The organism is Brakhagea slesvicensis (assembly GCF_052161625.1).
In the GTDB taxonomy this organism is placed as follows: domain Bacteria; phylum Planctomycetota; class Planctomycetia; order Pirellulales; family Pirellulaceae; genus JBKCUI01.
Genome location: NZ_CP197412.1, coordinates 1,071,227 through 1,096,755, shown reverse-complemented (window position 1 = coordinate 1,096,755; position 25,529 = coordinate 1,071,227). Strand labels below are relative to the sequence as shown.

The window sequence follows — 25,529 nt, the reverse complement described above, 5'->3', positions numbered from 1 at the left end:
GATGCCAGAAGCAAAGAATGTTTGGCGACAGCCTCTGCTGCCTTGTTCGACCGATCCGATGACAGGGTTCTATCGGGACGGTTGCTGCCGCTCAGGGGCGGAGGATTACGGTCTCCATCTGGTTTGCTCCATCGTCACCGAGGAGTTTCTGGAGTTCTCAAAAAGCCGCGGTAATGATCTATCTACACCCGTTCCCGAATACGATTTCCCCGGGTTGGTTCCAGGGGATCGCTGGTGCCTTTGTGTGCTAAGATGGAAGGAAGCATTTGAGGCAGGAGTTGCGCCTCGAGTGGTGCTCGGTGCCACGCACATTTCTACGCTCGAATTTGTCGACCTAGACGACCTGCAACAATTCGCTGTCGACCGCGAGATCGATCAGGGGCGGGAAGATTCCTAGGGAATCCGCGTTTCCGAGTTGCTGGTGACGGGTTGCCAACGTTAGCGAAGAGGTGCTCTGTGGGGATGGGACATTGGGAAAACGCAGGTCTGCCTGACGAATTCGACGGTTTGGTTCGGCTGTTTCCGCTTCCCAACCTCGTTCTCTTTCCTCACGTCATCCAAGCATTGCATATCTTTGAACCTCGCTATTGCGAGATGCTTAGCGATTCGCTGGAGTCGGATCATCTGATCACGATGGCCCTCCTCACTCCTGGCTGGGAGACGCAGATCGAAGGGAGTCCATCGATCGGGGATGTCGTTTGCATTGGACGAATCGTCTCCCACACTCCGACAGACGACGGTCGGCATAACATTCTCCTTGCTGGTATTCACCGGGCCCGCATCGTTTCGGAGCTCCCCGCCAACACCCCCTTTCGACAGGCCCGTGTCGAACTCCTGTATGATTACGTTCCTCCGGACTGTGAAGAGCTTGTCGAACGATATCGCGACTCTCTGCTCGGGGTGTTTCGCTCCCTCATCCCCCAGGATGCATCGGGCTCCAAGACCTTCGGCGAACTTCTGACTCGCCAGTTGCCTCTCGGTATCCTTACCGACATTGTCGGCTACGCGGTCAGTTTGCCCAGCGATGCAAAACTCCGCTTGCTAGGCGAAACCAATATCATCGCACGCTATGAAATTCTCATGTCCTATCTGGGCAATCAAGACGAAGGGGACCCCGCCTTTCCGGTCTCCAACCCGCACAGCACTCCCATCGCTCCAAAAACACAAGAGTTTCCTCCCAAGTTTAGCGACAACTGATCGTTCACCTTTCCGTCGATCGACTTGGGACTCGTCCATCCTTTGGGGGGCGCATAAGTGAAGTTCAGACCGGGTGTCGTTAGTCGCGCGGCCGTTACTCGCGTGTTTCGGCAAGTGGTATCGCGATAAGCCGAGGACGGTCTTCTCGCAACCTTGGCTGGAATTCGGATGCGTCACCCAAAGAAGGAGTCTCAAGATTGGCATCGGACGAGGCCGCTGCAACCTTGGGTAAGCTGTTGTCCGGCAATTGCTCCAAATCGCTGGCGTCGATCTTGTACTCCGGTGCAGTGATTGGTTTCGATTCTGTGATGGTAGGCTCGTCGGCAATCATATTGGTTTTTAGATCTGCATTGACGACTTCCGTCGTTTCATCCACCATCGCTTGGACGGTCATCGGACCGGAGGGGCGAATAGAAACCTTCGCTTGATTCTCGGCCAAAGCCGGAGTTGGTTTCGAGGAAAGAAATGGAATCGAGTCCGCATACGTAGTGCTTACAGTGCTCCAGATCGAGACACCCTGCACCGACACGACCACCAAGGCCCCCACAGCAATGATGCACGAGATCCATTTAGAAATTCGATCGGATGATTTTTTTGATGTCATTTTCATGGGAGGCGTTTTCGAAGTGGAACGAGTAGGATCGCGATCAGCATCGCTTGCGACCGCGAAATAGTCGCCAGGGGCGGGTGTCCCCCTGAGGATTGTTGTGCAATCAACAACCTTTTTTACTTCGAAGCGAAACGAGGAATCTTGGTGGAATTAACGATTCCTCCATCGCAACCTGGGGAGGAACCAAAGGAGCACCACGGAGTGAGTGACAGAAGGTTGGCTAATGCCAGTAGGCGTTCGCTGGTTGCCTTGTTACGCGAGAATCGAGTGGATGACGTGCCCATGAACGTCAGTCAATCTTCTATCGATCCCGTTGTTTCGCCATGTTAAGAGTGTGTGATCAATTCCCATGAGTCGGAGAATCGTGGCATGCACATCATGTACCGTTGTGGGATTGTCACGATCCAAAGGCTTGTAGCCCCAAGTATCGCTTTCGCCAAAGGTCGTCCCTCCTCGGATTCCCGCTCCACAAAGCCAATTGGTGAAAACGAAAGGATTGTGGTCACGTCCTTTCCCCGCTTGTGAACTGGGCATCCGTCCAAACTCCGTTGTCCACACAATGAGGGTGTCTTCCAGCATTCCACGCTGCTTCAAATCCCGAATCAATGCGCTCGCGCCCACCGCCATTCCCTTGGCAAGAGGACCATGGTCCCGTTGCACATCTTCGTGCGAATCCCAGTTCCGACGCGGGAAGCCATTGTCGTTTCCACTCCAAATCTGAACAAATCGAACTCCTCGCTCCAGCAAACGACGCGCGATCAGACATCGTGTTCCGAAGCAATGCGACTCCTCGGCTTCGTTGATCTCCGACGGCCAAGACTTACTGTCACTTGCAATCCCGTACATATTCAAGACATGCTTGGGTTCATCCCGAAGACTGAGTGCCTCCGGTGCAGCTAGTTGTAATCTGGCCGCAAGCTCATAGCTTCGGATACGAGCTTCGAGTCTAGAGTCTTCCGGATGTTTGCTTTGATGAAAAGCATTGAGTTGTTTCATTGCCTGTTGTACGCGGCTATCTTTATCGCTGTTGGCAAATCGAAACTCGTCGAGCGGCTGTAGATCCTGCAGGGGTGTCGAATGCAAAGGTTGGATGACCGTTCCACTGTGCTGGGATGGCAGGAATCCGGCGTCCCAGTTTTTTACTCCGTTGGAGGCATAGCCTCGGTGATCGGGTAATACGACGTATGTTGGCAAGTTGTCGTGAATCGATCCCAATGCGTATCCAATCCAACAGCCTGCACTTGGAAAACCAGGCATCGCAAATCCTGTGGTCTGTAGAAGTGTCGCAGCCGAGTGGACGCCCGAGGTGCTGACCATGTTGTGGATAAACGCCAAGTCATCGACGGCGGTTCCGAGAGGTGCTACCACGTCCGATAGTCGCTTTCCACACTCTCCATAGGGGCGAAACTCCCAAATCGGTTTCAACCAAGGCCCGAGCCCATCCTGAAATGCTTCGACGGGCTCGCCGAAGTGGCTCGGTTCACCGTGTCGCTTCACAAGTTCAGGTTTGAAGTCAAACAAATCGATATGGCTTGCAGCACCAGCCATAAACAACTGAACAACTCGTTTCACCTTCTGTGGAAATCGGAGTGAAGGGTGAAGCGACGCTCGAGTTTCAGCGGCGGCTCGTTCCTCTTGGAGCAGAAGGTTCGAGAGGGCTAGCGAACCAAAACCGGCGCTCGCTCCCCCAATGAATCGTCGGCGAGTGGAAGGATAGCTCATACGGCACCGTTTCGTCCAAAATAGGCTAGTCTACGAACAAGAACTCGTTGAGGTTGAAAAGAGTCCGGCATACGTTCTCTAAACCGACTTCCACACGTAGCTGTTCCAGAATCTTATGCTCCTCCGGCTCGGGGGCCCTGCCCAATGCAATCATAAAGGCAATGGGAACCTCAGCAGCACCTTGCCCCTTTGCTTCGCGTCGTACCCGCTCGGCGAAAACCTCGCTCTGGGCTAGAACGAACGGATTGTTTAGGAGTGCCAGCGATTGTACGGCGGATTGACTCTCATTCCGTTTCTCGACTCGCATTGATGGATCGGCGCAGTCGAGCGAAGTCAGCCAAGGCTGTGTTTGGCTTCGTACAATGAATCGATAGATCGAACGTCGCCACGTCGATGGATCGCGAGCATTGGCCAGATCGTAGCGATAGTGGGGGGAGTGTTCTGGACGTTCGATGACAAAATCTTGCCAGCCTGGTCCCCCCATGGATCGATTCAACGTGCCCGAGACGCTCAAGATCGAATCGCGGATGCTCTCTGCATCCAGGCGTTGGCGTCGATAGCTCCCGAGATACTGATTGTTGGAATCAACGGCGGTGTGCTCAGCGGTAGGTCGACTAACTTGACGATACGTCGCGCTCAATACAATCCATCGATGCAATGCCTTGATTGAGCCATCGCTTTCCTGCAATCGGGATGCTAACCAATCCAACAGCTCGGGATGCGTTGGAGGCGATCCCATTCGCCCGAAGTCGCTGGCAGTCGCCACGATGCCCATTCCGAAATGGTACTGCCAGACGCGATTGGCAATGCTCCTCCACGTCAACACGTTTTTTCGATCCGTTATCCATCCGGCTAGAGCGAGCCGTCGTGTCTCTTCTCGCTCGGGATTCTCGAGATGAAACGCGCTATCGAGAGAAGGGACCAGCTTCAATGCCCCCGGGCGTACTTCTCTGCCAGGTGTGTTGACATTGCCTCTCGATAGTACAAAGATCGGTCGTGGCACTCCCATGCGTTTCTCGGAGGAAATGGCGTAAACCTTTTCATTATTCGAGAACGATTGGATGGCGGTCGCGAGGCGTTGCAATTCCGTCCTTCGATCGAGCAACGTATCCCAGTCTTCGGGAGTCACACGCGAACGAAGTTTGGATTCCAACGATGCGATCTCGTCATTGCTGTTTTTTTCCCGGAGCCCTGGACTCTTGCCGTCGACCAAATTTACTTGCGACCATCTCGGTGGTGCATCGATAGAATCAAGTGCCCTAACTTTTTGGTTTGCGGCTAGATTCTCCCCCATTGAGCCTAACACTTCCGCTTCGGCCAAAGCGAAAATGAAGTCCTCTTTTCGAGATGCCAAATGCGTTGCGGTGACGCGGACATACTGCGCCGTTCGGTTTGCTTCCAACCGCATCGGATTGGTCGAGCGAAGGGGCCCGTCATCGGATAGGTCTTCGTGGATGAGCGAGACATCGGTGAGGAACAGGGGGTCGTTGGATGCCTCCACCCGGTAAGCTTCGGGAAAGCCAAACCCAGCGCCAATGGATTGGAAGTCGTCGTAGCATGGGTGCAAGACGACCGCGGAAATCGATTGGGGGCGACCAAGGTCTATTTGGACCCATTTTTCCGTATCACGAGTGGATGCGATCTGGCTGTGATAGCCTCCTTGCTCCTGCGATGCCCCGTTCGATGCCTTTTGCAGGTTTTCCCATTTCTTCCAATCGTCGCCCGCGACCGCCTCGACAGCCTTTTTGGCCTCAGTTTCTTCACGACGTGCTTTGTAAAGTGCAACTTCTAGTTCGATCGCCTGTTTCATTCGACCATCGTCTCGATGGATAGAGCGGTCCTGCCGGTCGACTCCTGCAAAAACGGATTGCAAGGCGTAGTACTCTTCCTGAGCAATTGGGTCGAATTTGTGATGATGGCACTGCGCGCAGTGGACGGTGATACTGCAAAAGGTTCCTATGGAATTAGCAACCATGTCATCGCGATCCAAATGCCTCGCAATCTTTCCGTCGGTTTTGGTTTCCGGAACTTCCTCATGCCCGATGAAGTCCCAAGGGCCGGCGGCGAGAAACCCTGTGGCAATCACTCCATCCTCGCGAATCGGCTCCAGGGCGTCTCCGGCTATCTGCTCTCGAACAAACTGTGCGTAGGGTTTGTCTTGATTGAAGGATTGAATGACATAGTCGCGATACCGCCAAGCGTTGGGTCGAGGCTTGTCTTTGTCGTAACCATGCGTATCACCGTAGTGCACGATGTCCAACCAATGTCTTGCCCAACGCTCGCCATAGGATGGGGAATCAAGCAAACGGTCAACATAGTGTTCGTAGGCATCGGGGGATTCGTCGTCTAGAAATTGTTGAAGCTCCCCGGGATCGGGAGGAAGGCCACAAAGGTCAAAGCTCAACCGCCTAGCTAGCGTCCGGCGATCGGCTGGGGGCGAAACGGGGAGTCCTCGCTGGCGAAGGGTGGATCGAACGAAGAGGTCGATGGGATTGCGATCAGGCTCAATCGCGTCGTCCCCCGCTCCTTTGACGCTCTCCGATTGCGGTAACGACATCAACCGGGGATCGACGAGCGGTTGCCAAGCCCAATGCTTCTCAATCGATGGATCGGGAGGCAAGGAAGGCAATTCGAGCGTCATGTCTGGGGGAAGGGAATCAATCCAAGTTCGCAGCGTTTCGATCTGGGAGTCGGTCATACCAGGACCCTCGGGAGGCATTCGTTGCTCCTGGTTGCGGCTCGTTATACGTCGCACCAATTCACTCTTGGACGCATTCCCAGGCAAGACTGCGGGACCGAAATCCCCGCCTCGCAAAGCACCGTCTATGCTGTCGAGTCGAAGCCGCGATTCTTGAATATCCGAACCATGACATTCGGTGCAGTAACTTTTGAGTATTTCCATCGCCTCGTCGTTGCCGTCGTTGGCGATTGCATTCTCCTGCTCACTAAGGGATGTACCACAAGCGAACAACAGTACCCCGATGAAGAACGGAACCGACCTCATCGGCGCGGCTCCTGGTTCCAGACCGAACGCAGTGCATGCGCTTCGATTTTGACATTCTCCGTTTCTCCCTGTACCACTCGGAATGAAAGCTGATCGTTGCTTGGGTCGAACGAAATAGGGATCGGAATGTAGACTTGGCCTTCGCCGGTAAAGAGTTCGAAGCCGTTTCGGTCGACAAAAAGATGAAGACCTAAAAGATGAAGACCTAGAGGTGTAGATTCCTTTGGCAGCGAGACCTTGATACCCATTCCTTCGAGCGTTCGAGAAGCATGGGTGTACCGAAGCTTTTCTCCTCGAATATCCCATTCCAGAATCGCGTCGGATGATGGGGATGCTGCGAACTGAATTTCCCACAGGTCTCCCTTCAATTCGGAGAGAGGATTCAGGCTCTTGGTGGTTGCCAGTGGAATATCAAACGAATACGTTTTTTGTCGAATTTGCGTGAGCTCTGTGACAGGTTTGAACGTCATGCGAGGACCATCAGGCGTCTTCGATAGCCGCAGTTCCAACGGCAGGGACATAGACTGATTGAAGGGCATCTCTTTGGTTTCGGTTTGGAACCAACCGATCAAGATTCGGCGACCGTCCTGGGCGGGAATATCGCTGAACGATTGGGCTGCATAAAAACCGCGTCCACGATGACCGGGCAATCGAGAATGCTCGGGCTGAAAAGTGATACCGTCAAACGATCCGATGGCGTACTGACTGTCTGCCCCGAGCAATACCCACTTCACATCGTTCGGATCGTCATCAACAGGAAGCGGGAAAAAGTCAGGGCATTCAAATAGATACTTGTCTCCGTCGATACCGCCGCGAACGACGCTTGCCAAACTCCAATCCGTGAGATTCCGAGAACGATAGAAGTGAACCGTGTGCTGTTTTCCTGGGAGTTCGACATAGAGAACCATGATCCAATGTTTTGACGGTTCATGCCAAATCACCTTGGGGTCACGATTGCCTGGGGTGACTTGAGGCAGGATCGGATTGGTTTTCAGTTTTTGAAAGGTCTTTCCATCGTGGCTATAAGCAAGTCCCTGCACCGTAGGAGAACCGGCAGCCGTATAGAACAGAACCATGGGAGGCTTTCCGTCACGCCCAAGGCCGCTGGTGTTGTTCCAATCGATCACAGCGCTACCGCTGAACATCGGCCCCATGTCGTCGGGCAAAAGCTTGTCACCTAGTTCCTCCCAATGCACCAAATCCGGGCTGACGGCGTGTCCCCAGTGCATGTTTCCCCATCCCCAGCCGTAAGGATTGTGCTGAAAGAAGAGATGGTAGTTTCCCTGGTAGTAGACCAAGCCGTTCGGATCGTTGTTCCAGCCTCGCATCGGTGAGAAGTGGAACTGCGACCGCTTGGCTTCTCCATACAACGGGGCGTCACCTGGCAATCGGTCTGATTGGTATATCAACTCCAGGCCTTGCGAATCGCTTGGGAGTTTGTCGATGACGACAGTCCCCGTTTTGCCTGCCCAGAGGGATATGTCCATGGGAGCCCACCAATCGGGCTGTCCGTCGCTCAATTCCATCTCGTTACGGACGATGCGCTCACCATGAACCAAGAAGGTAACGACTCTCTTCTTTGCACCATTTTTGATTGGGAAAAGCAGATACCGCTCCTTGAGGTCCAATGCTCTCGAAGCATCGACTCGAGGGGCTGCCGGTTGGGAATTTGTCAGTACCACATGGTCGAGGTTGATGTGCCCCCATCCCCCTGTCGCTTCATCGACGATCTGCAGGACTCCAGTCTTTCCCTTCCAATCCCGGACGTCCCAGTATTCCAACGACAGCTCCTCGCTCCCGCCTGGCTGGTCATTGGGGCCTGTCGCCGATCGAACAACGTTGCCGTCGACGACAAGCCGAAAAGCCAGTCGCATGGGATCCCGCCCTCCCCCGATAAGAAAGGTCATGAAGCTCCTCTCAATCGTGAACGAAGGAGATGTGAGTGACCCCGTGGTCCGATCCCCTTGGTGGAAGGAGTTCACAAGCCTCTTGCCGCGGTATCCGTTCACAGCCATCTGGCCCGGCAGCGTTCCAAGTGCGGGGGCTGTACCGAAAGCCTCGCCGGAAGCAGTCCAAGTTCCGTAGGTGTCCGATTCGAAATCGGCGATCAAAAGATCGGCTTCCTGGGCTTGTCCGCATTCCGCAAAGAAACAGGGGCCGAGGGCAACGACGCAGCAAGCAAACCAAGGCGCTCGACGCAGCAGTCGAGCCCAGTGAAGGTGGATCATGAGAGGGATGTCCTGGAGGAGGGGTAGGGATAGACATCCAGTTTACCATTTTCACGGCATCGTCAGAAGCAAGTATTGCCGGGAAGGGGGCATATGCCCATCGATCCACCTTGGCCATCCAGCCGTTTTAGAACGGGAGGCTTGTTCTCCGCAGACAATATTGCCACAGACATTATTGCCAACATCATCGCAAGGTTGCTGCGGGCGCTGGGGATATTGGTATGTCGGGTGTCTCGTAGTCTTGAAGTCCCATACGAAACGATTTTTGATGCAGACGATAGAGCTGGCCGATGGTGGGTTGCTTACCTACGAGGATTCATTCTTGGATTCCCTGGAAGCGGACCGGTATTTTGAGATTCTGAAGGATCGTTGCCGATGGGAGCAGAAGCCGGGGCTATTCGGGAGCATGCAGCCCAGGTTGATTTCTTCCTACGGGGATTCGGGGCTTTCGTACAGGTACTCGGGGAGAGATTATGCGGCGCTTCCGTGGTTTCAAGAGCTTTTAGAGCTAAAGACAAAGGTCGAGGCGGTGCTTGGCTCCTACAACTATTGTTTGCTCAATCGATATCGCCACGGCAGCGACAGCATGGGGTGGCATGCGGATGATGAGCCTGAGATGGGAAATACGATCGGGTCACTTTCCCTCGGCGCGACGCGGAAGTTTAGGATCCGTCACAATCGAACGCGTGAAACTCGCACGTTCTTGGTGGGGAATGGGACGTTGATCATCATGTCCGGCTCGATGCAACAGCACTGGCAACACGAGGTTCCGAAAACGAAGCGACCTGTTGGGGAACGTATCAATCTGACCTTCCGACAAATCATTCAGCCATCGGGTTAATTCAGCCATCGGTCGAAGGTAAAGTGTGGGGATTGCGACGGTGATGCCGCACACGTCGGCAAATTGGATGAGAAATGGGGCGGGTCTGTTGGCAATCCTCGCCAGGAGGCTGGATACTTTGGAAGTCCTCTGAGCGCAGTTTCTTGGGGGCGAGTGGTTCACGCATGGATCCCCGAAGGAGTCGTGTCACGTGTTGAAATGCCAATTCCATGACTTGATCGAAACCCTCCTAATTCCGCAGTCTGGTAGGGGGAAGCGATTGCAATTGGCCATGCCTTTTTTGGCGGGGGTATCGACAGTGACGGCGATATCGGCAATGGCGGGGATATCGACAGCCGTTGGGTTGTTCGGTGGCGATCGCCAGGCGTTCGCCGGGGAACCAGTTGTCTTTGCCGTCGACGAGGAACTTGGCTTACCGTTTCGCGTCCTTTCCACGATGGATTCCACGTCTGCTGGCTGGGATGCGTCGGCTACTGCAATGCTCGATGATCTCGTCAGTAGGGGGGATTTCGCGTCCGCCTTGCGATCCTGCGAAGCCATGTCGAAGAATTCGCAGGGAATGGCGAAAGGGGTCGCGTTGCGACATGCGGTTTTAAGGCTCTTCGCACCGGAATCGGAAACCGAACTCGATTCGGTGCTGGATCTCCTCAATACGGCTTGTGCCGCTGGGAGTCGGTTGGAAGGAAAGGAATTGGGGGGTGGAACCCTGCGAAATTATTTGGAATCGACGCCGATTTCGTTCGACGAGAGTCTGAATCAGTTCTCCCGAATGGCACTTGAGAACGAAGAGCTCGCGGTTGGAAATCTTCTCCTCATTTCCGCTCTGTTGAAACTTGACGCTCAGGAGGCGCGCGCGAGGGTGTTTGCAAAGGAGGCATTCGATCGAGCGTCCGAGACGGGGGAGCTGAATTGGAACAGTTTGATGGTCGTTCTGCATCGATCTTGAGACAGACCAAGCCGAAATCCTTTGTTTGGGGGTGTTATTTGCACCTTCCGTTTGACATCGGGACGGTTGTTCATTTAAATCAGATTGCGTTGACGAAGGCTCGTCCTTGGCAAATCCTTCGTTTCATGGCTTTTTAGCCTTACCTACCACAGTGGAGTTTCGACTCGTATGCGTAAATTGATCGTTGGATGCGCACTCGTTCTGGGTGCAGCTTTCTCACCTCAACCAGCATTTGCCATCAAAGAATTCGGCGAAGCGTTTGGCAAGAAATATGTAGAGGCCAGCAAGAACGAAGACTTCAAGAAGCTGGCGGCCGAAGCCAAGTGCAATGTTTGTCATATCGACGGCGAAAACAAAAAGAAGCGAAATCCCTACGGTGAAGCGTTGCATGACACCGGATTCGACAAGGACACGTTGAAGCCGTTGCTCAAGAGCGATCCGGAGAAGGCTAAAAAGGAAATGGAAGCCATCTTCGCCAAAGTCGAAGAACTGAAAGCCAAGGGAGCCGAGAAGACGTTCGGCGCCAAAATCAATGCAGGGGAACTCCCTGGCGGCGATATCAAGGGGAAACAACCCGTGGGAAAATGGATATCCTTCGTTAGCACGGCGGCTGACGAAGGGTTCAAATCGCTGTTCGATGGAAAATCGTTCACGGGCTGGAAGATCAACGAGAACGAAAAGAGCTGGACGATCGAGGATGGTGCTTTTGTTTGCCAAGGCGAACGAAGCCATTTGTTCTATGTCGGTGACGACAAGCCGTTCAAAAACTTTCATTTGAAGGTTGAAGTCAAGACAATGCCGAACTCGAACGGTGGCATCTATTTCCACACCAAGTATCAGGACGCCAATTGGCCCAAACACGGCTTTGAAGTCCAGGTCAACAATTCCTACGACAAAGATCCTCGCCGAACGAGCAGTTTGTACTCGGTCAAAGATGTGGCAGAACCGGCCGCGAAAGACAACGTATGGTACACTCAGGAAGTCATTGTCCAGGGAAAAAAGGTGACGTTGAAGGTCGACGGAAAGACGATTGTCGAGTACGAAGAACCTGCCGGCTCCAAGCCTGGTAAGGACTTTACGCGAGTAATCGACGAAGGGACCTTCGCATTGCAATGCCATGATCCCGGTAGCCGTGTTTACTTCCGCAATATTCAAGTAAAGCGACTCGATTAAGAATTGTTGAACGTTGACTCCCAGCCTTTCCTTTCTGCTTGCCTCGAAGTCTTGTCCTAAACTGATGCAGGCGATCGGGCGGGGGGCTGTTTATCTCATACGGAGCATCGGTGCGACTGCATCGATGCTCTTTCTTTTTGGTGTTTCCATTTCCCTTGTCTTGCTCGTGGGAGGCAGTGTCTCAGGAGCAGATGTCGATGCGGGAAAAGTGATCCGTTCGATACGATCTGGATTGAATGGGGTCTGGAAAGTCGGTTTCGAAACAGTCCATCAGGTGGAATTGTCCAGCGATCGAGATCTATCGGTTCTGTTGGAACTCGATACGGTCGATGGCGAAGGTGTCGGTGTTCGGTATCGGTCGGCGGATTGGAAGGCCGATTTGCGGGCTACCGAAACGGTCACACTTCCCATTTATGCGAAACATGGCCGAGCTCAACGACCGATCGTCGTGCGAGTACTTCATGCCCAGACGGGCGAGTTGATGGAGACTCGCTCCCTGACGGATGTGGAGCGGGGCGTCGTCCTGCCAGCTGAGCAGCCATGGGTCGTGGGAATCGGAACGAGTGGCATGAAGCTCGACAGCGCTGTCCTTCGCTCCGCGAAAGGAATACTCGGGGATTACACGGTAACCGAATTAGATCAATCGCAATGGCTTCCTGAGAGCGCGGCTGCTTGGGACGGTGTTGATCTATTGGTCTTCTCATCCAGCAATCGAGATTTGCTCGAGGGTCTTCGCGATTCTCAAGCGTCTGGGGTGCGAGATTGGGTGCGAGGAGGTGGCCGATGTTTGCTCACCTTAGGAGCCAATGCGGAGGCTTGGTTCCAGCATCCTTCGCTGGGGGAGATGGTTCCCGGAAAGTGGTTGGAGGTTGCTTTGCAGTGCAACCCTGGTCCCCTCGAATCCTTTTTGAATTCCGAGATTCCGCTCCAACCGTTTGATTCCGCGATTCTGGAGCTCAACGATGCGGGCTTGGATCTATTGGGACAGAAAGCGGACCGAGGGCGATATCCGCTTCTTGCGAAGTGGGCATTTGGATTGGGAAAAGTACGGCTGATCGCAACCGAGATCGATAGCCAATCCCTTTTGCGATGGGAAAGCCAGCCGGCATTTATCAAGTGGATATTAAACGATCAATGGGAAGGTCGCGGTGCGAACGCCAAGTCGATGGTGGGGGCAGAAGATTTGTCCTTGCAGCTCAACAGTACACTGGATCAGTTCGCCAATCTGCGAATGGGTAACTTGACGCAAATATCCGTGTTGCTGGGCCTGATGTTGGCCGTGCTCGGACCCATCGATTTCTTTCTCGTGGCCAAGCGTTGGAAGAGACCTCGTTGGACTTGGCTGACCCTCATCGGGACTTCGGTGGGTTGTTGCTTGCTATTGTCCGTGATGCAACAGCGATGGAAGCCGTCCTCCCCGCAGCTCAATGCGGTCGAATTGCTCGATATCGACGCGCGAACCGGTGTCGTGACTGCAAAAACCTATGCGCATCTTTACGGCGGATCGCGTGGGGTCTTTTCCGTTGAGGCGCGGGCCAATCCAAAGGGGCTTCTTCACGATCAGCTACGTGGAGATTCAAAGGTTCCGCCATCGATCGTGGTCGATTGGATGGGGCAACCGGGGAAAAGTCTAGGAGGATTCGACTCGACGGTTGCTACCGATCGGATCATGCCAAGCTATGAGATTGTAAAGAAAGCTTCTGTGCAGGGACTTGTTCCGTCCTCCATTCAGTGGCTGGGGCTTCCAGAGGCTGGAACGAAGAGTTTGATGGCGACAGAAGAGATGCCAATGCCAAAGGATTGGCAGTTTGGAAACTTGAGCAGCATCCCGGGAGCGGTTGATTTGCTCAATGGGTCCATTGTCAATCCATTGCCTTGCGAATTACGGAACGGTGTCCTGCTTTATCGCGGCCGGTTCTATTCCCTTCCCTTGCGAATGAGAACAGGGGAGGGAGTTTCATTGTCCGTGAGTACGATTCCAAAGGACTTTGCGAGGCGATTGCAGAAGCGGATCAATGTGGATGGCAAGGATGAAGGAACGCCTTGGGATCGCAATGAGACGAACGATCCGAAGAGGTTGCTGGAGATGCTGGCCTTTCATCGGAATGCGGGGGGATTTGGATACACCGGAATGATTCACCGCTACCTTGCGAAGCTGGATTTGAGCGAGCTCTTGCGAACCGAACGTGCGATTCTCTTTGCGGAACTACCTGAGTCGCAAGTGGAATGGATTCCTGTGAGAACCAGCAAGCAGAATGGATTGAATCAACCCGAGAGGCTTGGGGCGGAATTGGAAGGAACGCGAACTGCGATGATTCGCATCGTGATTCCGGTGGAGCAACCCGCTGGTAGTAAACGGGACGCGGCGGCGGATGATGAATAGAGTCCTTGAAAGGCAAGCGAACCCAACGTGATCAAAGTATCGCAGCTGACGAAAAAGTACGACGAGATGTACGCGATTCGAGATATCGATCTGGAATTGGGGCAGGGGGATTTGTTTGGGTTCATCGGACCGAATGGTGCCGGGAAAACCACAACGATGCGGATTATCGCGACGTTGCTTACGCCGACCTACGGGGAGGCCTATGTGTGTGGTTATTCGATCTACACCCACCCGAAAGAGATTCGTCGCATGGTCGGGTACATGCCTGACTTTTTTGGTGTGTACGACGACATGACGGTCATCGAGTACCTTGAATTTTTCGCTGCGGCATACCGAATTGCGCCACATGCGAGGCGGAAGCGTTGCGACGAGATGCTGGAAGTCGTTGATTTGGATTTCAAGCGAGATGCCTACGCAAATACGTTGTCGCGAGGACAGACCCAGCGTTTAGGGCTGGCGCGAGTCTTGTTGCATGACCCAGCTGTCCTGTTGCTGGATGAACCCCTCAGCGGATTGGATCCTCGCGCGAGAATCGAGATGCGAGCCTTGATGCGAAGGCTCGGCGGGATGGGAAAGACGATCATTGTTAGCAGCCACATCCTGCCGGAATTGGCAGACGTCTGCAACAAGGTGGGGATCATTGACTCGGGGGTGCTGATTGCCAACGATGACGTTGACGCCATTATTCGCAAGGTGAGTCCGAATGTCGTCTTGTTGATCGAGCCTGGTAGTCCCGACCAATTGGCACGCGCTCAGTCCATTTTAGCCAAGCAGGAACCGGTCGAGGGTGTTGAGTTGCTGGCTAATCTGCTGCGGGTCAAACTCAAACCAGGGGTTGAGGATTATTCTCCGCTGGCAACGGAGCTTGTAAAACAAGGGGTTGCGATCCGGCGATTCGCGCCGGAGGAAATCAACCTTGAGTCGGCCTTCATGGCGTTCACCAAGGGAGCTGGCTCGAAGATCTGACGCGTTCGGCTGAACGGGTTTGGGATGCAGATGCACTGCGAGCAGCACCGCGAGCAGCACCGTGAAGGCGAACTGAACTGCGAGCACTGCTGCGGATTTGGATCTGGCTACCTTCCCAGATGATAGGAAGGTATCATTGAAGGTCCCAGTCGTTTGGAACGAACTCTCATCGCAGATCGGATCAAAGTGCTTCATTCGCAAATAGGCCCCATCGCTGTCCATTTTCCGGAACGTGTTGAAACCAACGAGGAATTGCAGGCCCGCAATCCTGAATGGGACTTAGCACTGATTGCAGAGAAGACCGGGATCTACTCGAGGACCATTGCCGCGGCCGACGAAACGGCATCCGATCTAGCCGTGCGTGCTGCAGAAAAATTGTTTCGAGAGAACGGAGTCGATCCGAAGTCGATTGATTTTGTGCTTTTGTGTACACAGACCCCGGATTATCCACTCCCCACGACGGCTTGTTTGGTCCAGGATCGCCTTGGGCTTCGAACCAATTGCGGCGCTTTGGACTTCAATCTGGGGTGCTCGGGCTTCGTCTATGGTTTGTCGTTGGCGGAGGGGTTGATTGCCAGCGGACAGTGTCGACGTATTTTGCTGATCACTGCCGAAACCTACTCGAAATACATCTTGGACGATGATCGGTCGATCAAGCCCATTTTTAGTGACGCCGCGGCAGCCACGCTGATCGAAGCCCAGGAGGGGATTGCGATCAACGGATTCGAATTTGGGACCGATGGTAGCGGGGCGGATACATTGATCGTAGCCGATGGCGGATCGAGACCTATTGGGTGTGCCATCAAGCCCCGCAATCGAAAGCGATGGTCGAGTCGTCTTTATATGGACGGTCCCAGTCTGATGAGTTTCACAGTGGGTGCGATCCCGCAAATGGTGCGTGAGATGATTGCCAAACAAGGATTCGCACCGGAGCAAATCGATTGGTTCCTGATGCACCAAGCAACTCGAAAAATGCTCGAGCATTTGCAAACGGCACTTCATACCGATGACGACCATTTGCCCATCCGGTTGGCCCATCGAGGAAATACCGTCTCCTGCACACTCCCTATTCTCATCGATGATCTTCGCCAAGAAGGCAAACTGAAAGCCGGCGATGTGAGTGTCTTGGTCGGCTTTGGCGTTGGCTGGTCCTGGGCCGGTTGCGTTTGGCGTGTTGGACAATAAGTCGCCAGCAGGGTGACGTTACAGGGCCTTGCATCGCTCGTTGTGAAGAATCGGCGATGCCGTCAACTGCCTGGGATGCGAACCCTTCCTTACGAAGTCTTTCCAACCAATCGATCGATCAAACCCTCGAGTTCCTGTTTGTCGATTCCCATTTTCGCGGCCGCGAGAGCAAAGAGACGCTTTTCCACTTCGCTCAGTTTCCCATCTGCTGCCATGATCTTCATCAGATCCTCTAGCATCGCAAGCTGTTCCGCTTTGGCCTTTGGGAGTTTCAGCGACGCGTCGTCGCTAAGGGCAAATGCCACTGCTTTGCCCAAGTCCGCTTCTTCGAGCCCCATTTCGCTGCAACGGTCAACCAAGAGCGCGATCTCCCTCTCCGACAACGCGCCGTCGGCGGAAGCCATGATGACTAAATTCTTCAGGTGATCGAGATGTTGCATCGAAATTCTTTCTAAACATGCTGTCCCAGTAGGCCCCTCTAGCATAATCAAATCGAACAGCAGATGTAGTCGGAATCGAAGCGAACTTGCTCTTCGAAACTGATTTTCGCACGAAGTGCCGGAGGCTTGGTAAGATAGGAGAGTTGTTCGTAGCGATCTCTCTTCCCTCTCGCCTTCGCTCGAGTTTGAACCATCCTTTTATTTCTGGTGGAGTTTTCATGAAATCGCAATCCAACCGTCGTTCCTTCATCGCCCGATCCGGGGCCGTGGCTGCATCGGCAGGGGTTATTGCCGCATCTGCAAAGAGCTATGGTCGTGTTTTGGGGGCCAATGATCGCTTGGGAGTTGGCGTCATCGGGGCAGGGGTCATCGGTCGCGCACACTTTGGTGTCATCAATAACTTGAAAGAGAAAAACAATCTGCTCCCAGTCGCTGTATCGGACTGTTGGAAGACGCGAGCGGATCAAGGGAAGGAGATGATCGGTGCAGAGTCCTCCTACTCGAACTACAAAGAACTGCTGGACCGCAAAGAGGTCGACTATGTAGTCGTCGCTACTCCGGAACATTGGCACTGGACGATGACGATCGACGCCATGGATGCAGGTAAGGCGGTGTATTGCGAAAAGCCCCTAACTCATACGATCCCGGAAGCCCAGGCTGTTCTCAAAAAGCAAAAAGAGACCAAGCGACCGTTGCAGGTCGGGGTTCAAGCCATGTCGGACGATAGCTATATCACCGCTCGCGATGCCATTCGGAAAGGTGTTATCGGCAAAGTCGTTCAAGCGCAGATCGAATATGTTCGTCGATACGATGTGAAGAAGGGACCGTGGCGAGTTCCAGATGAAGTAGAAAAGTATCAGAACAAGCCAGCGGACTTGGACTGGAATGCTTGGCTCGGCTCGGCCCCCAAGATCGATTGGAATCCGAATCACTACTTCGAATGGAGATGCTACTCCGCCTACTCCGGAGGCATCTGTACCGATCTGTTTATCCACCGTATCACCCGCATCATGAAAGCCTGTGATTTACTCTATCCACGACGTGTTGTGGGGATGGGGGGTATTTGGCAATGGCCAGATGGACGCGACCTACCAGATAACATCGAAATGATTTGCGAGTACCCACGCGGAATGACGGTCTATGTATTGGGTACTATGAGCAATCGAGTCGGAATCGATCACTTGATCCGAGGTTACCGCGGCACTCTCAAGTTCACCAAAGAGGGGTGGGTGGCAGAAGACAAGGATGGCAAGATCCTGGCCGAACATAAGAAGACCGGTGGCGAAGATCAGAACCTGCACCACACCAACTTGCACAATCACATTCGTAACGGTGAAGCGTTAAACTGCCCGCCGGAGCTTGGATTAGCGGGAGTCGTTGCAGTCAACATGGCCAACGAAAGCTGGAGATCGAGCAAGGTGATGGGGTGGGATAGCAAGAACCAAAAGATGGTTCCAGCCGATACCTTGACACTCGGCCATGAACCCGAGGAAGTCACCGAGTTCCCATCGTAGGTTCAACCCATCACACGGGTAGGCGACACTCGAAGATGCGAATTTGTTTTTCGCCATCTTCGAGGTCGATAAAGTGCTCAGTGAGTTTCCAGCCTGCGGATTGAATCCAAGTTTGGAATCGCTCTCCCGTGTGCCTCTGAGGTTCGCTGAGGTACACGGCACCATGGGGGAGCAAGTGCCGGCGCATGCAAGGTTCCAAGATGGGGAACAGCTTCGGGTCATACACAATGTCCGAACCCACAATGATTGAGAACAAGCCTAAATGCTGGCTTCGATTGCGCCAATCCAATCGGCGTATGGAAACGCGATCGCGGACGTGCCACGCGTTGTATCGACACACCAACATGGCCGTCGAGGATGCGTCGGTGATGATAACTCGCGCTCCTCGCATGGCGGCGGAAATTCCCGCTCGACCGCTTCCTCCCCCAAGCTCCAAAATGGAAAGCTGTTGCCAAGCGAAATCTCCCATTCGCACGCATAGCTGTCCGAGAAAACGATCCATACCGACCGCCGCTCGCCAAGCGGCTGCCCAAAACGGATCTACCTCAAATCCGCCCTCCTCCCCCCGCTCGAGCGCGGTAAGCAAGAGCCTGTCGGGATCCGTGACTTGAAGCCAAGAAGTCGCTTGGTCGGCAATGAGGCTTACGGTTTCCACTACGGGAACTTTTCTTCGGATCCTCGCCAACAATTCGTGCCTTTGCCGGTGTACTGGAATATCAGCCTTCACGATTTCCAAAGGATTCTCTCTCGCTTTCCCATGGCGTTCACAAAAATAGGTCGGTAAACGAAACCGATGCTCGATTTTGATCCCATCCTTGGCGTAGAATGGAGGTCCGAATCGGTGCCGAATCGGTTGCGAGCGGATCCCCTCTCCTCCGCGCGTCTTTGAGTAGACACACCCGCGGTGTCGGCTTCTTCTTACAACTTTTCCGTGTTCAACGCCAACGTACCAAGATGAATCGATTGTTTCCACTCCTACTCGTTCTTACCCTTCTCGCAGTATTTCCCGCCGAGGCAAAACCTCAATCGACGGTCGAGCCCATCAAAGAAATCGACTCTGCGATTCGAGGTTACGTCGCTGCCTTCAATGAACAGAAACTGGATACCATCGCTCTGATGTGGACGCCTGAATGCGTTCACATGGACCGGGAGACGGGCGAAAAGACCCTCGGCCGCGATTCGATACGAAAGGATTTGGAGGAGGTCTTCGCGGCGCCAACCAAACTGCGAATCAGCGGGCAAATTCAATCGATTCGCTTGGTCCGTCCCGATGTGGCATTGGTCGATGGCGAGACCACCATTTCATCGGCGGATGTCGAACCCATGACGAACCAGTTTTCCGCCGTATTGGTGAAGAACGATGGGAAATGGCAGATCGAGTCGATGGAAGAAATGCCACTTCCAACGTCCCCGGGTGCTGCCGACGCCCTGAGTGTGTTGGCTTGGTTAGAAGGAACTTGGGTGGATGGTGCACCCGGCAGTCAGGTTTTTTCATCCGTTCGCTGGTCGAGCAACAAAACATTCTTGATTCGTTCAATGACAGAAGAATCGGAGGGAACGGTCAACAACTTGGGAACGCAGATCATTGGCTGGGATCCGAGAAATCGTCAAATTCGATCGTGGGTGTTCAATACAGACGGCTCGTTTGGCGAAGGTGTGTGGACGAAGGCAAATGAAACCTGGATGGTTAAATCCAGCCAGACCCTCGCGGACGGAAGTCTCTCGTCGGGGACTTATCTTCTCGATCGCAGCAGCGACGACGAATTGTCGATTCAATTGGTGGGACACGAAGTCAGCGGCGAAATGCTTCCCAATTCTGATCCCGTCATCATGAAACGTGTCGCTGCACCGAACCCGATTGCGGTGCCTGCGTTGGAACCCGCACCCTAACTTGGCCAACGGGTTATTGTCGGATATTGGTCGAGCCATCGCGGAAGCTTTTCAATCAAGTTTGGAGAAGATTGCATGTCACGTCGATTCGTTCGCTGGATTGCGGTTGCTGCAATGTTGTTTTCGGCAGGTGACGATCTACCTCGATCCTATGCCGATGGATTCAAAGGGATGTCGCGCGCTGCAGGGGGGAAGATGCCACCCTCTGCCGGAGCACGACCTTCGGCGGGCAACATGTCGCGTCCAGCACCGATGCCCCGCCCCACTCCATCGACCCGCCCAACACCATCGACCCGTCCTGCAGCTTCAACGCGCCCGATGCCGTCCACTCGTCCGACACCACCGACGCGCCCGATGCCGTCCACGCGTCCGACACCATCGACGCGACCTAGCTTTCCTTCCCCCTCTACGCCACAACTTCCATCGGTCAAACCGAGCTACCCACGCCCAGGTTCGGGTTTGAAACCTACGTTGCCTTCGACGAAGCCATCCTTTCCATCGAGCAAACCTTCTTTTCCAGCGCCGACGAATCCCTCCGTGAGACCTTTGCCAGGAAACCCCTCGGGGACCAAACCAGGCATTCGGCCACCGGAATCGATCAAGCCGGGGGTGCGTCCGACTTATCCGGGGCTTGGAGAGACGAAACCGTCGAAGCCCCCGGTGTCCACTCTTCCGTCTCTCCCTTCCAAACCGAGCAAACCATCCGTTCGCCCTTTACCAGGCAACGAAGAGGATTTCCTCGGATTGGATCGGCCGGTTACCTTGCCCGGTGTGATCGGTGGAAAACCTGTCCCAAAGCCAAGTTTCCCGCGACCTGAGATTCCAAGTACGAAGCCATCGCGTCCACAGAAGCCGAGCATTCCTGGTTTCCCAAGCACCAAACCTGCACCGCTCCCACCCTCGACGAAACCCAGTAGACCATTCCCGTCGAAGCCGGGATGGAACAACGACGTCATCCATCAAAGACCCGGGTGGGTGAATATCGACAACAGCCAAATCACGATCATCAATAACAATTGGCAAACTCAGATCAACAATGTCAGCAACTGGCATGTTCAGCACCCGCAGCGCATTGCCTCGTGGCAATCATGGGGCGATCAAGTTCGAGTGCAGTGGGGAGGTCGATATCACGCCAGTTACCAGTGGTTCACGCCGACTTGGTGGACGAGCCACCCGCACGGGATGGGCGGCTGGCACTATTACTACCGATATCAGTATTATCCCGCTACGTATTGGTGGACTGCACCCGCGTTTCCCACGTTTACGTCTTGGTTTACATGGTCCGCTCCTGCTAATGTTTGGGCTCAACCGGTTTATTACGATTACGGAACGGGAGGGAACATCACCTACCAAAACAACTATGTCTATCTCAATGGCCAACAGATCGGTTCGACTCGCGAATTCGCGGAATCCGCAGCCACTTTGGCAACGGTCCCGCCCCCTGCATCGGAGGAACTGGCGGAGCAAGCCGAATGGCTGCCATTGGGGACGTTCGCATTGACGACCAACAAGCAGGACACGGAACCCAATCGTGTCTTGCAATTGGCCGTCAACAAAGAAGGCATTCTCAGCGGAACGATTTACAACACGCAAACCGAGGAGTCACAGGCCATCCAAGGAAGTGTTGACAAACAGACACAACGCGTCGCCTTTCGATTCGGCGAAAATGAGAATGTGGTCGCCGAAACGGGACTCTTCAATCTGACGCAGAACGAGACCCCGCTCTTGATCCATTTCGGCCCCGATTGGAACGAGACCTATCTCCTTGTCCGACTGGAAGCTCCCGCAGAAGGTGCTCCCGCGGAAGAACCCATCGAATAATGTTGGGCATGCCTCCATGGCGAACGACTCACTCGGACTTCAGCTTGATCTTACCAGGGCCGAAGACTTGTATTTCCACTTCGGCGGGGATGAATCCAGGATCGAGATAGTCGAGATTCAATCGAAAATCTCCTTTCTGCAATTCGAAGTCACCGGCCTCCTTCTGTGCAACGTTTTGTTTTGACTTCCATCCGTCCTTTTCGAGAGCAGCGATGATCTTCTTTGCCAAGGTAGCACCTTGACCGGAAGGCAGTGACCATTTCGCAGACTTGCTATCAACCTTCGAGGGCTTGGCGTCGGACGGTACCGAGATTGCAAGCTCCGTATCTTCCTTTTCCTTTGCGTTGGCCATAGCCGCTTCGTTTTTCGCTTTGGCTTGTTCAGCCGCGAGCGATGCTCTTTGGTTTTCTTCGGCCGCTTGCGCTGCCGTGACATAGCGAACCTTTACTCGAGTCGCACCCTCGAATTCATGGACGGCGACCTCCAACCGTTCTTTCGATTCGTTGACGAAAATCGTGTGGTCCTCGTGGCGAATCCGGATCGGGGCATCTGTGGTTGCCTTCCAGCCCTTTTTCGGGAGCTCGTCGCGATAGAACTGAATGGCTTGTTCGCGAGTCAGATCGGTATCGAAAAGAATATTCAGCAGGGAGTCGGTGTGCTGCAGCTGTTTGATCGACTTGGGAATGGGGAACGCGTACGAAAGCTGCTGGGAAGTGAATTGAATGATCGACTTACCTGGGGCAGTCGGAGCCGCTTGGATGGATGCCATCAACTTGATCGCTTCGCGGCGGTAGTACGAGGAGCCGATGGCATTCCCGTAAGGCTCCCAGCCTGCTTGCATGAGAGCTTGATCCAGATCTTGTTTGGCTTTCTCAGGCGTAGCGTCGGTTTGATACATCGCCATGGAAGGCATGGTGTAAGTACTTGTCCATCCCTTGGGAAGCGGCAGTTTGGACCAATCCAAGTTTCCTAGGTTCGTTAGAGAGATGATCGAGCGCGCGTCTTGGGCATTTTTGGATGCCGCAGGTGAGACCGAAAGAGCGATAACAAACTGCGACTTGATGAAGGAGGCGGATGCCATGTCCGCGGTGGCATAGGATCCCTCCAGTTCCTTCCATCCTTCGGCTTTGAGCTTGTCGGTGATCTGCTTGGTTACCGCGGCGACGTCCCCTCCCGTTTCGTATCGTTGGCTGGCCGTTACGCTCTCCAGCATCTTTGGGTCTTTACCGATGGGTTTGTACTGAACGAAGTCAATCACCTTGGAAGCGGATTGGACGGTCGCGGGCGATTGCGCATACAAAGGCATGCCCAATCCGGAAACGCCAGTCGCGAAGACGCTCAGGCATAGGAACGATCGAAGAAGAGAATAGCGCATGATGAATCCTGCAACCAGAAAGACACGGGGAGAATGGCATTGAAACCGCGGCCGTATTCTAGCGACTCCGTCGCTTTTTTGCCTTGTTGCTGTGCAGCTTGACAGGATTATAGTTTACATGTAAAATAAAAGCGGGTTTGGTTCTTTTTTGGAGGAGTAGAAGATGTTTCAAGTCAGAAAACGAGACGAACGAGGGTTTGCGGATCATGGTTGGTTGCGGACCTACCATACTTTTTCCTTCTCAGACTACCAGGATCCGCAGCACATGCAGTTTCGGGCGTTGCGTGTCATGAACGAGGATTGGGTCGCACCTGGACAAGGATTTGGGACTCATCCGCATCGAAATATGGAGATCGTGACCTACGTGCTGGAGGGGGCGCTCGAGCATCGCGATTCCATGGGAAATGGCGAAGTCCTGACACCGGGTGAGTTTCAACGGATGACTGCCGGAAAGGGGATCACGCATAGCGAGTTCAATCCTTCGGCGAACGAGCCCGTCCATTTGTATCAAATTTGGTTGTATCCGATCGAACGTGAGTTGGAGCCAAGCTACGAGCAAAAGAGATTTGCCCCGGAAGAGCAGCTGAATCGCTGGCGATTGGTGGCATCTCCCGACGGCGCAGATGGTTCGCTGCTGATTCATCAAGATGCCTGGATTTATCTAGCAACTCTCGATACCAATGGTTCGCTCGAACGCGAGTTTGCACCGGGGCGGCATGGATGGCTGCAAGTGCTTCGCGGAGCTGTGGATGTCGCAGGCCACCATTTGGTCGCTGGCGATGGAGTCGCGATTAGCGATGAGTCGATCGTTCGCATACAAAGAACCATCGATCCCTCGCGGACGGATGTGGAGATAACGGAAGTCATGGTATTCGACCTCGCGTAGCAACCGCATTACTCGGATGACTTGGTAAAGTGGATATTGACGTCCAGTATTGGTTTGGGTACCTTGGGTGAGAAGGTTTTCTTCCTCTCTCACCAGCCAGGATTGCCATGCTTAGCCAAAAAACGATCGATATCATCCACGCCATCACTCCGGCCGTTGCATCCCATGCTGACAAGATTACTTGCAAGTTCTACCAGCGAATGTTCTCGGGGAATCCCGAAGTCAAAGCATTCTTCAACCAAGCGCACCAGCAAAGCGGACAGCAGCCTGCGGCTTTGGCTGGTGCTGTGTGTGCTTATTTTCAACACATCGATAATCTCGCCGTCCTGAAGCCCGCAATTGAGTTGATTGCGCACAAGCACTGTTCGTTGGGCGTTCAAGCCGAGCACTACCCGATCGTCGGTAAGCATCTCGTCGACGCAATCAAAGAGGTGATGGGAGATGCCGTGACCGACGAGGTCGTGACAGCCGTGGTGGAGGCCTACGGGTTGCTCGCGCAGGTCTGTATCGACCGCGAGAAGGAGATTTATGACGATCAAGCCAATGCGTCGGGCGGTTGGACCGGGCGCAGGGAGTTCGTCGTGGATCGCAAGGTTCAGGAGAGCGAAATCATCACCTCCTTCTATTTGAAGCCTGCGGACGGCGGGTTGATACCTGACTTCTTGCCCGGTCAATATATCACCCTTCATATCGACCACCCAACAACGCCGACTTCACCGCGAAACTACAGCCTCTCCGACGCGCCGAATGGCAAGTATTTTCGGATCAGCGTGAAGCGAGAGCCTTCACCGAACTCCAGTGCACCCGATGGTTTAATCTCCAATCACTTGCACGATCGAGTGAAGCAGGGGGATACTATTGCGATTGGTCCTCCATGCGGCGAGTTTACAATCGATCCTAAGGCATGGGGAAAACGACCTGTCGTATTCATCGCGGGAGGAATCGGCGTCACTCCACTGTTGTCGATGGCCAAGGCGTTGACTGCTTCACCTAAGGTCCTGCCGATCGTCTTCATCCAAGCGGCCCGCAATAGTGCGGTGCACGCGTTTCGCGAGGAGATCGAGGCCTTGAAAAAGGATGCGTCGTCCGATGTGACGATTCACTTTCTCTATGATCAGCCTCTTGTCGAGGACGTTTCGGCAGGTCGCTGCCACGGTTCGGGGCTCATCGATTCAGCGTGCATTTCGAAGCTTGCACCGTTTCCAGACGCGGAGTACTTCTTTTGCGGCCCCAAGCCTTTCATGGTTCACGTGCAATCGCTATTGGATGGCATGTCGGTGGACCGCGGTCGCACGCACTGTGAGTTTTTTGGTCCCAAGCAAGCGATCTAGCTTTTCGACTCACCTTG

22 protein-coding genes are annotated in these 25,529 nt (G+C 54.0%); 13 read left to right on the top strand and 9 right to left on the bottom strand.

The features are described from left to right. Window position 1: 1 nt before the first annotated feature. Window positions 2–397, top strand: a complete 396-nt coding sequence (locus SH467x_RS04265; RefSeq protein ID WP_482370055.1) for a DUF2237 family protein — start codon at window positions 2–4, stop codon at window positions 395–397. Between the two features lie 65 nt (window positions 398–462). Further along, on the top strand, window positions 463–1,197 hold the full coding sequence (locus tag SH467x_RS04260) for an LON peptidase substrate-binding domain-containing protein (RefSeq protein ID WP_482370054.1): 735 nt from the start codon (window positions 463–465) through the stop codon (window positions 1,195–1,197). A 94-nt stretch (window positions 1,198–1,291) separates the two neighbouring features. On the opposite strand, the gene SH467x_RS04255 is transcribed toward SH467x_RS04260, so the two are convergent. The 4 genes from SH467x_RS04255 to SH467x_RS04240 all read right to left on the bottom strand — a co-directional run bounded on the left by SH467x_RS04255 (window position 1,292) and on the right by SH467x_RS04240 (window position 8,761). Next, window positions 1,292–1,807 (bottom strand): hypothetical protein, encoded by a 516-nt coding sequence (locus SH467x_RS04255; RefSeq protein ID WP_482370053.1) that lies wholly within the window; start codon window positions 1,805–1,807, stop codon window positions 1,292–1,294. 252 nt (window positions 1,808–2,059) lie between these two features. Then, a complete protein-coding gene (locus SH467x_RS04250; protein WP_482370052.1) occupies window positions 2,060–3,529 on the bottom strand; it encodes a DUF1501 domain-containing protein in 1,470 nt (489 codons plus the stop codon). Window positions 3,530–3,554: 25 nt separating this feature from the next. Continuing rightward, entirely contained in the window at window positions 3,555–6,533 is a 2,979-nt protein-coding gene (locus tag SH467x_RS04245) for a DUF1553 domain-containing protein (RefSeq protein WP_482370051.1), read from the bottom strand. Continuing rightward, window positions 6,530–8,761 carry a glycoside hydrolase family 32 protein gene (locus SH467x_RS04240; protein WP_482370050.1) on the bottom strand — a complete coding sequence of 744 codons (2,232 nt, stop codon included), beginning with the start codon at window positions 8,759–8,761 and terminating at the stop codon, window positions 6,530–6,532. Before SH467x_RS04240 ends, SH467x_RS04245 begins: the two co-directional genes overlap by 4 nt. A gap of 268 nt (window positions 8,762–9,029) precedes the next feature. Between SH467x_RS04240 and SH467x_RS04235 the strand changes: the two genes are divergently transcribed. The 6 genes from SH467x_RS04235 to SH467x_RS04210 all read left to right on the top strand — a co-directional run bounded on the left by SH467x_RS04235 (window position 9,030) and on the right by SH467x_RS04210 (window position 16,255). Next, the gene (locus SH467x_RS04235) at window positions 9,030–9,602 is read left to right on the top strand and encodes an alpha-ketoglutarate-dependent dioxygenase AlkB family protein (protein ID WP_482370049.1); all 573 of its coding nucleotides are present in this window, start codon (window positions 9,030–9,032) and stop codon (window positions 9,600–9,602) included. 190 nt (window positions 9,603–9,792) lie between these two features. Next, a complete protein-coding gene (locus tag SH467x_RS04230) occupies window positions 9,793–10,548 on the top strand; it encodes a hypothetical protein (RefSeq protein ID WP_482370048.1) in 756 nt (251 codons plus the stop codon). A gap of 168 nt (window positions 10,549–10,716) precedes the next feature. Next, complete coding sequence (locus SH467x_RS04225; RefSeq protein ID WP_482370047.1) at window positions 10,717–11,721, top strand: 3-keto-disaccharide hydrolase; 1,005 nt, start codon at window positions 10,717–10,719, stop codon at window positions 11,719–11,721. Between the two features lie 13 nt (window positions 11,722–11,734). Continuing rightward, a complete protein-coding gene (locus SH467x_RS04220; protein WP_482370046.1) occupies window positions 11,735–14,104 on the top strand; it encodes a hypothetical protein in 2,370 nt (789 codons plus the stop codon). 27 nt (window positions 14,105–14,131) lie between these two features. Further along, on the top strand, window positions 14,132–15,070 hold the full coding sequence (locus SH467x_RS04215) for an ABC transporter ATP-binding protein (RefSeq protein ID WP_482370045.1): 939 nt from the start codon (window positions 14,132–14,134) through the stop codon (window positions 15,068–15,070). Window positions 15,071–15,223: 153 nt separating this feature from the next. Continuing rightward, window positions 15,224–16,255 (top strand): 3-oxoacyl-ACP synthase III family protein, encoded by a 1,032-nt coding sequence (locus SH467x_RS04210; RefSeq protein ID WP_482370044.1) that lies wholly within the window; start codon window positions 15,224–15,226, stop codon window positions 16,253–16,255. An 89-nt stretch (window positions 16,256–16,344) separates the two neighbouring features. On the opposite strand, the gene SH467x_RS04205 is transcribed toward SH467x_RS04210, so the two are convergent. Next, on the bottom strand, window positions 16,345–16,695 hold the full coding sequence (locus SH467x_RS04205; RefSeq protein ID WP_482370043.1) for a tellurite resistance TerB family protein: 351 nt from the start codon (window positions 16,693–16,695) through the stop codon (window positions 16,345–16,347). Window positions 16,696–16,742: 47 nt separating this feature from the next. Then, on the bottom strand, window positions 16,743–16,889 hold the full coding sequence (locus tag SH467x_RS04200) for a hypothetical protein (protein ID WP_482370042.1): 147 nt from the start codon (window positions 16,887–16,889) through the stop codon (window positions 16,743–16,745). A gap of 24 nt (window positions 16,890–16,913) precedes the next feature. Between SH467x_RS04200 and SH467x_RS04195 the strand changes: the two genes are divergently transcribed. Next, complete coding sequence (locus tag SH467x_RS04195; RefSeq protein WP_482370041.1) at window positions 16,914–18,209, top strand: Gfo/Idh/MocA family protein; 1,296 nt, start codon at window positions 16,914–16,916, stop codon at window positions 18,207–18,209. Window positions 18,210–18,219: 10 nt separating this feature from the next. On the opposite strand, the gene SH467x_RS04190 is transcribed toward SH467x_RS04195, so the two are convergent. Further along, a complete protein-coding gene (locus SH467x_RS04190) occupies window positions 18,220–18,864 on the bottom strand; it encodes a class I SAM-dependent methyltransferase (RefSeq protein ID WP_482370040.1) in 645 nt (214 codons plus the stop codon). A gap of 299 nt (window positions 18,865–19,163) precedes the next feature. Between SH467x_RS04190 and SH467x_RS04185 the strand changes: the two genes are divergently transcribed. Continuing rightward, window positions 19,164–20,099, top strand: a complete 936-nt coding sequence (locus SH467x_RS04185; protein WP_482370039.1) for a YybH family protein — start codon at window positions 19,164–19,166, stop codon at window positions 20,097–20,099. 149 nt (window positions 20,100–20,248) lie between these two features. On the opposite strand, the gene SH467x_RS04180 is transcribed toward SH467x_RS04185, so the two are convergent. Then, window positions 20,249–20,530, bottom strand: coding sequence for a hypothetical protein (locus SH467x_RS04180; protein WP_482370038.1), 282 nt, complete (start codon window positions 20,528–20,530; stop codon window positions 20,249–20,251). Between the two features lie 106 nt (window positions 20,531–20,636). Between SH467x_RS04180 and SH467x_RS04175 the strand changes: the two genes are divergently transcribed. Further along, window positions 20,637–21,920 (top strand): hypothetical protein, encoded by a 1,284-nt coding sequence (locus tag SH467x_RS04175; protein WP_482370037.1) that lies wholly within the window; start codon window positions 20,637–20,639, stop codon window positions 21,918–21,920. A 28-nt stretch (window positions 21,921–21,948) separates the two neighbouring features. Here the strand turns inward: SH467x_RS04175 and SH467x_RS04170 are convergent, their stop codons facing one another. Continuing rightward, window positions 21,949–23,295 (bottom strand): hypothetical protein, encoded by a 1,347-nt coding sequence (locus tag SH467x_RS04170; RefSeq protein ID WP_482370036.1) that lies wholly within the window; start codon window positions 23,293–23,295, stop codon window positions 21,949–21,951. A gap of 163 nt (window positions 23,296–23,458) precedes the next feature. On the opposite strand from SH467x_RS04170, the gene SH467x_RS04165 reads away from it, so the two are divergent. Beyond that, on the top strand, window positions 23,459–24,181 hold the full coding sequence (locus tag SH467x_RS04165; protein WP_482370035.1) for a pirin family protein: 723 nt from the start codon (window positions 23,459–23,461) through the stop codon (window positions 24,179–24,181). A 107-nt stretch (window positions 24,182–24,288) separates the two neighbouring features. Further along, window positions 24,289–25,512 (top strand): NO-inducible flavohemoprotein, encoded by a 1,224-nt coding sequence (hmpA, locus tag SH467x_RS04160; RefSeq protein ID WP_482370034.1) that lies wholly within the window; start codon window positions 24,289–24,291, stop codon window positions 25,510–25,512. Window positions 25,513–25,529 lie beyond the last annotated feature (17 nt).

Bases quoted from the DNA above. Each gene is read 5' to 3' on its own strand.
- SH467x_RS04200 (WP_482370042.1), bottom strand. From the start codon at position 16,889: ATGGTTCAAACTCGAGCGAAGGCGAGAGGGAAGAGAGATCGCTACGAA.
- SH467x_RS04185 (WP_482370039.1), top strand. From the start codon at position 19,164: ATGAATCGATTGTTTCCACTCCTACTCGTTCTTACCCTTCTCGCAGTA.
- SH467x_RS04240 (WP_482370050.1), bottom strand. From the start codon at position 8,761: ATGATCCACCTTCACTGGGCTCGACTGCTGCGTCGAGCGCCTTGGTTT.
- SH467x_RS04245 (WP_482370051.1), bottom strand. From the start codon at position 6,533: ATGAGGTCGGTTCCGTTCTTCATCGGGGTACTGTTGTTCGCTTGTGGT.
- SH467x_RS04235 (WP_482370049.1), top strand. From the start codon at position 9,030: ATGCAGACGATAGAGCTGGCCGATGGTGGGTTGCTTACCTACGAGGAT.
- SH467x_RS04250 (WP_482370052.1), bottom strand. From the start codon at position 3,529: ATGAGCTATCCTTCCACTCGCCGACGATTCATTGGGGGAGCGAGCGCC.
- SH467x_RS04205 (WP_482370043.1), bottom strand. From the start codon at position 16,695: ATGCAACATCTCGATCACCTGAAGAATTTAGTCATCATGGCTTCCGCC.
- SH467x_RS04225 (WP_482370047.1), top strand. From the start codon at position 10,717: ATGCGTAAATTGATCGTTGGATGCGCACTCGTTCTGGGTGCAGCTTTC.
- SH467x_RS04265 (WP_482370055.1), top strand. From the start codon at position 2: ATGCCAGAAGCAAAGAATGTTTGGCGACAGCCTCTGCTGCCTTGTTCG.
- SH467x_RS04165 (WP_482370035.1), top strand. From the start codon at position 23,459: ATGTTTCAAGTCAGAAAACGAGACGAACGAGGGTTTGCGGATCATGGT.
- SH467x_RS04170 (WP_482370036.1), bottom strand. From the start codon at position 23,295: ATGCGCTATTCTCTTCTTCGATCGTTCCTATGCCTGAGCGTCTTCGCG.
- SH467x_RS04260 (WP_482370054.1), top strand. From the start codon at position 463: ATGGGACATTGGGAAAACGCAGGTCTGCCTGACGAATTCGACGGTTTG.
- SH467x_RS04195 (WP_482370041.1), top strand. From the start codon at position 16,914: ATGAAATCGCAATCCAACCGTCGTTCCTTCATCGCCCGATCCGGGGCC.
- SH467x_RS04255 (WP_482370053.1), bottom strand. From the start codon at position 1,807: ATGAAAATGACATCAAAAAAATCATCCGATCGAATTTCTAAATGGATC.
- hmpA (WP_482370034.1), top strand. From the start codon at position 24,289: ATGCTTAGCCAAAAAACGATCGATATCATCCACGCCATCACTCCGGCC.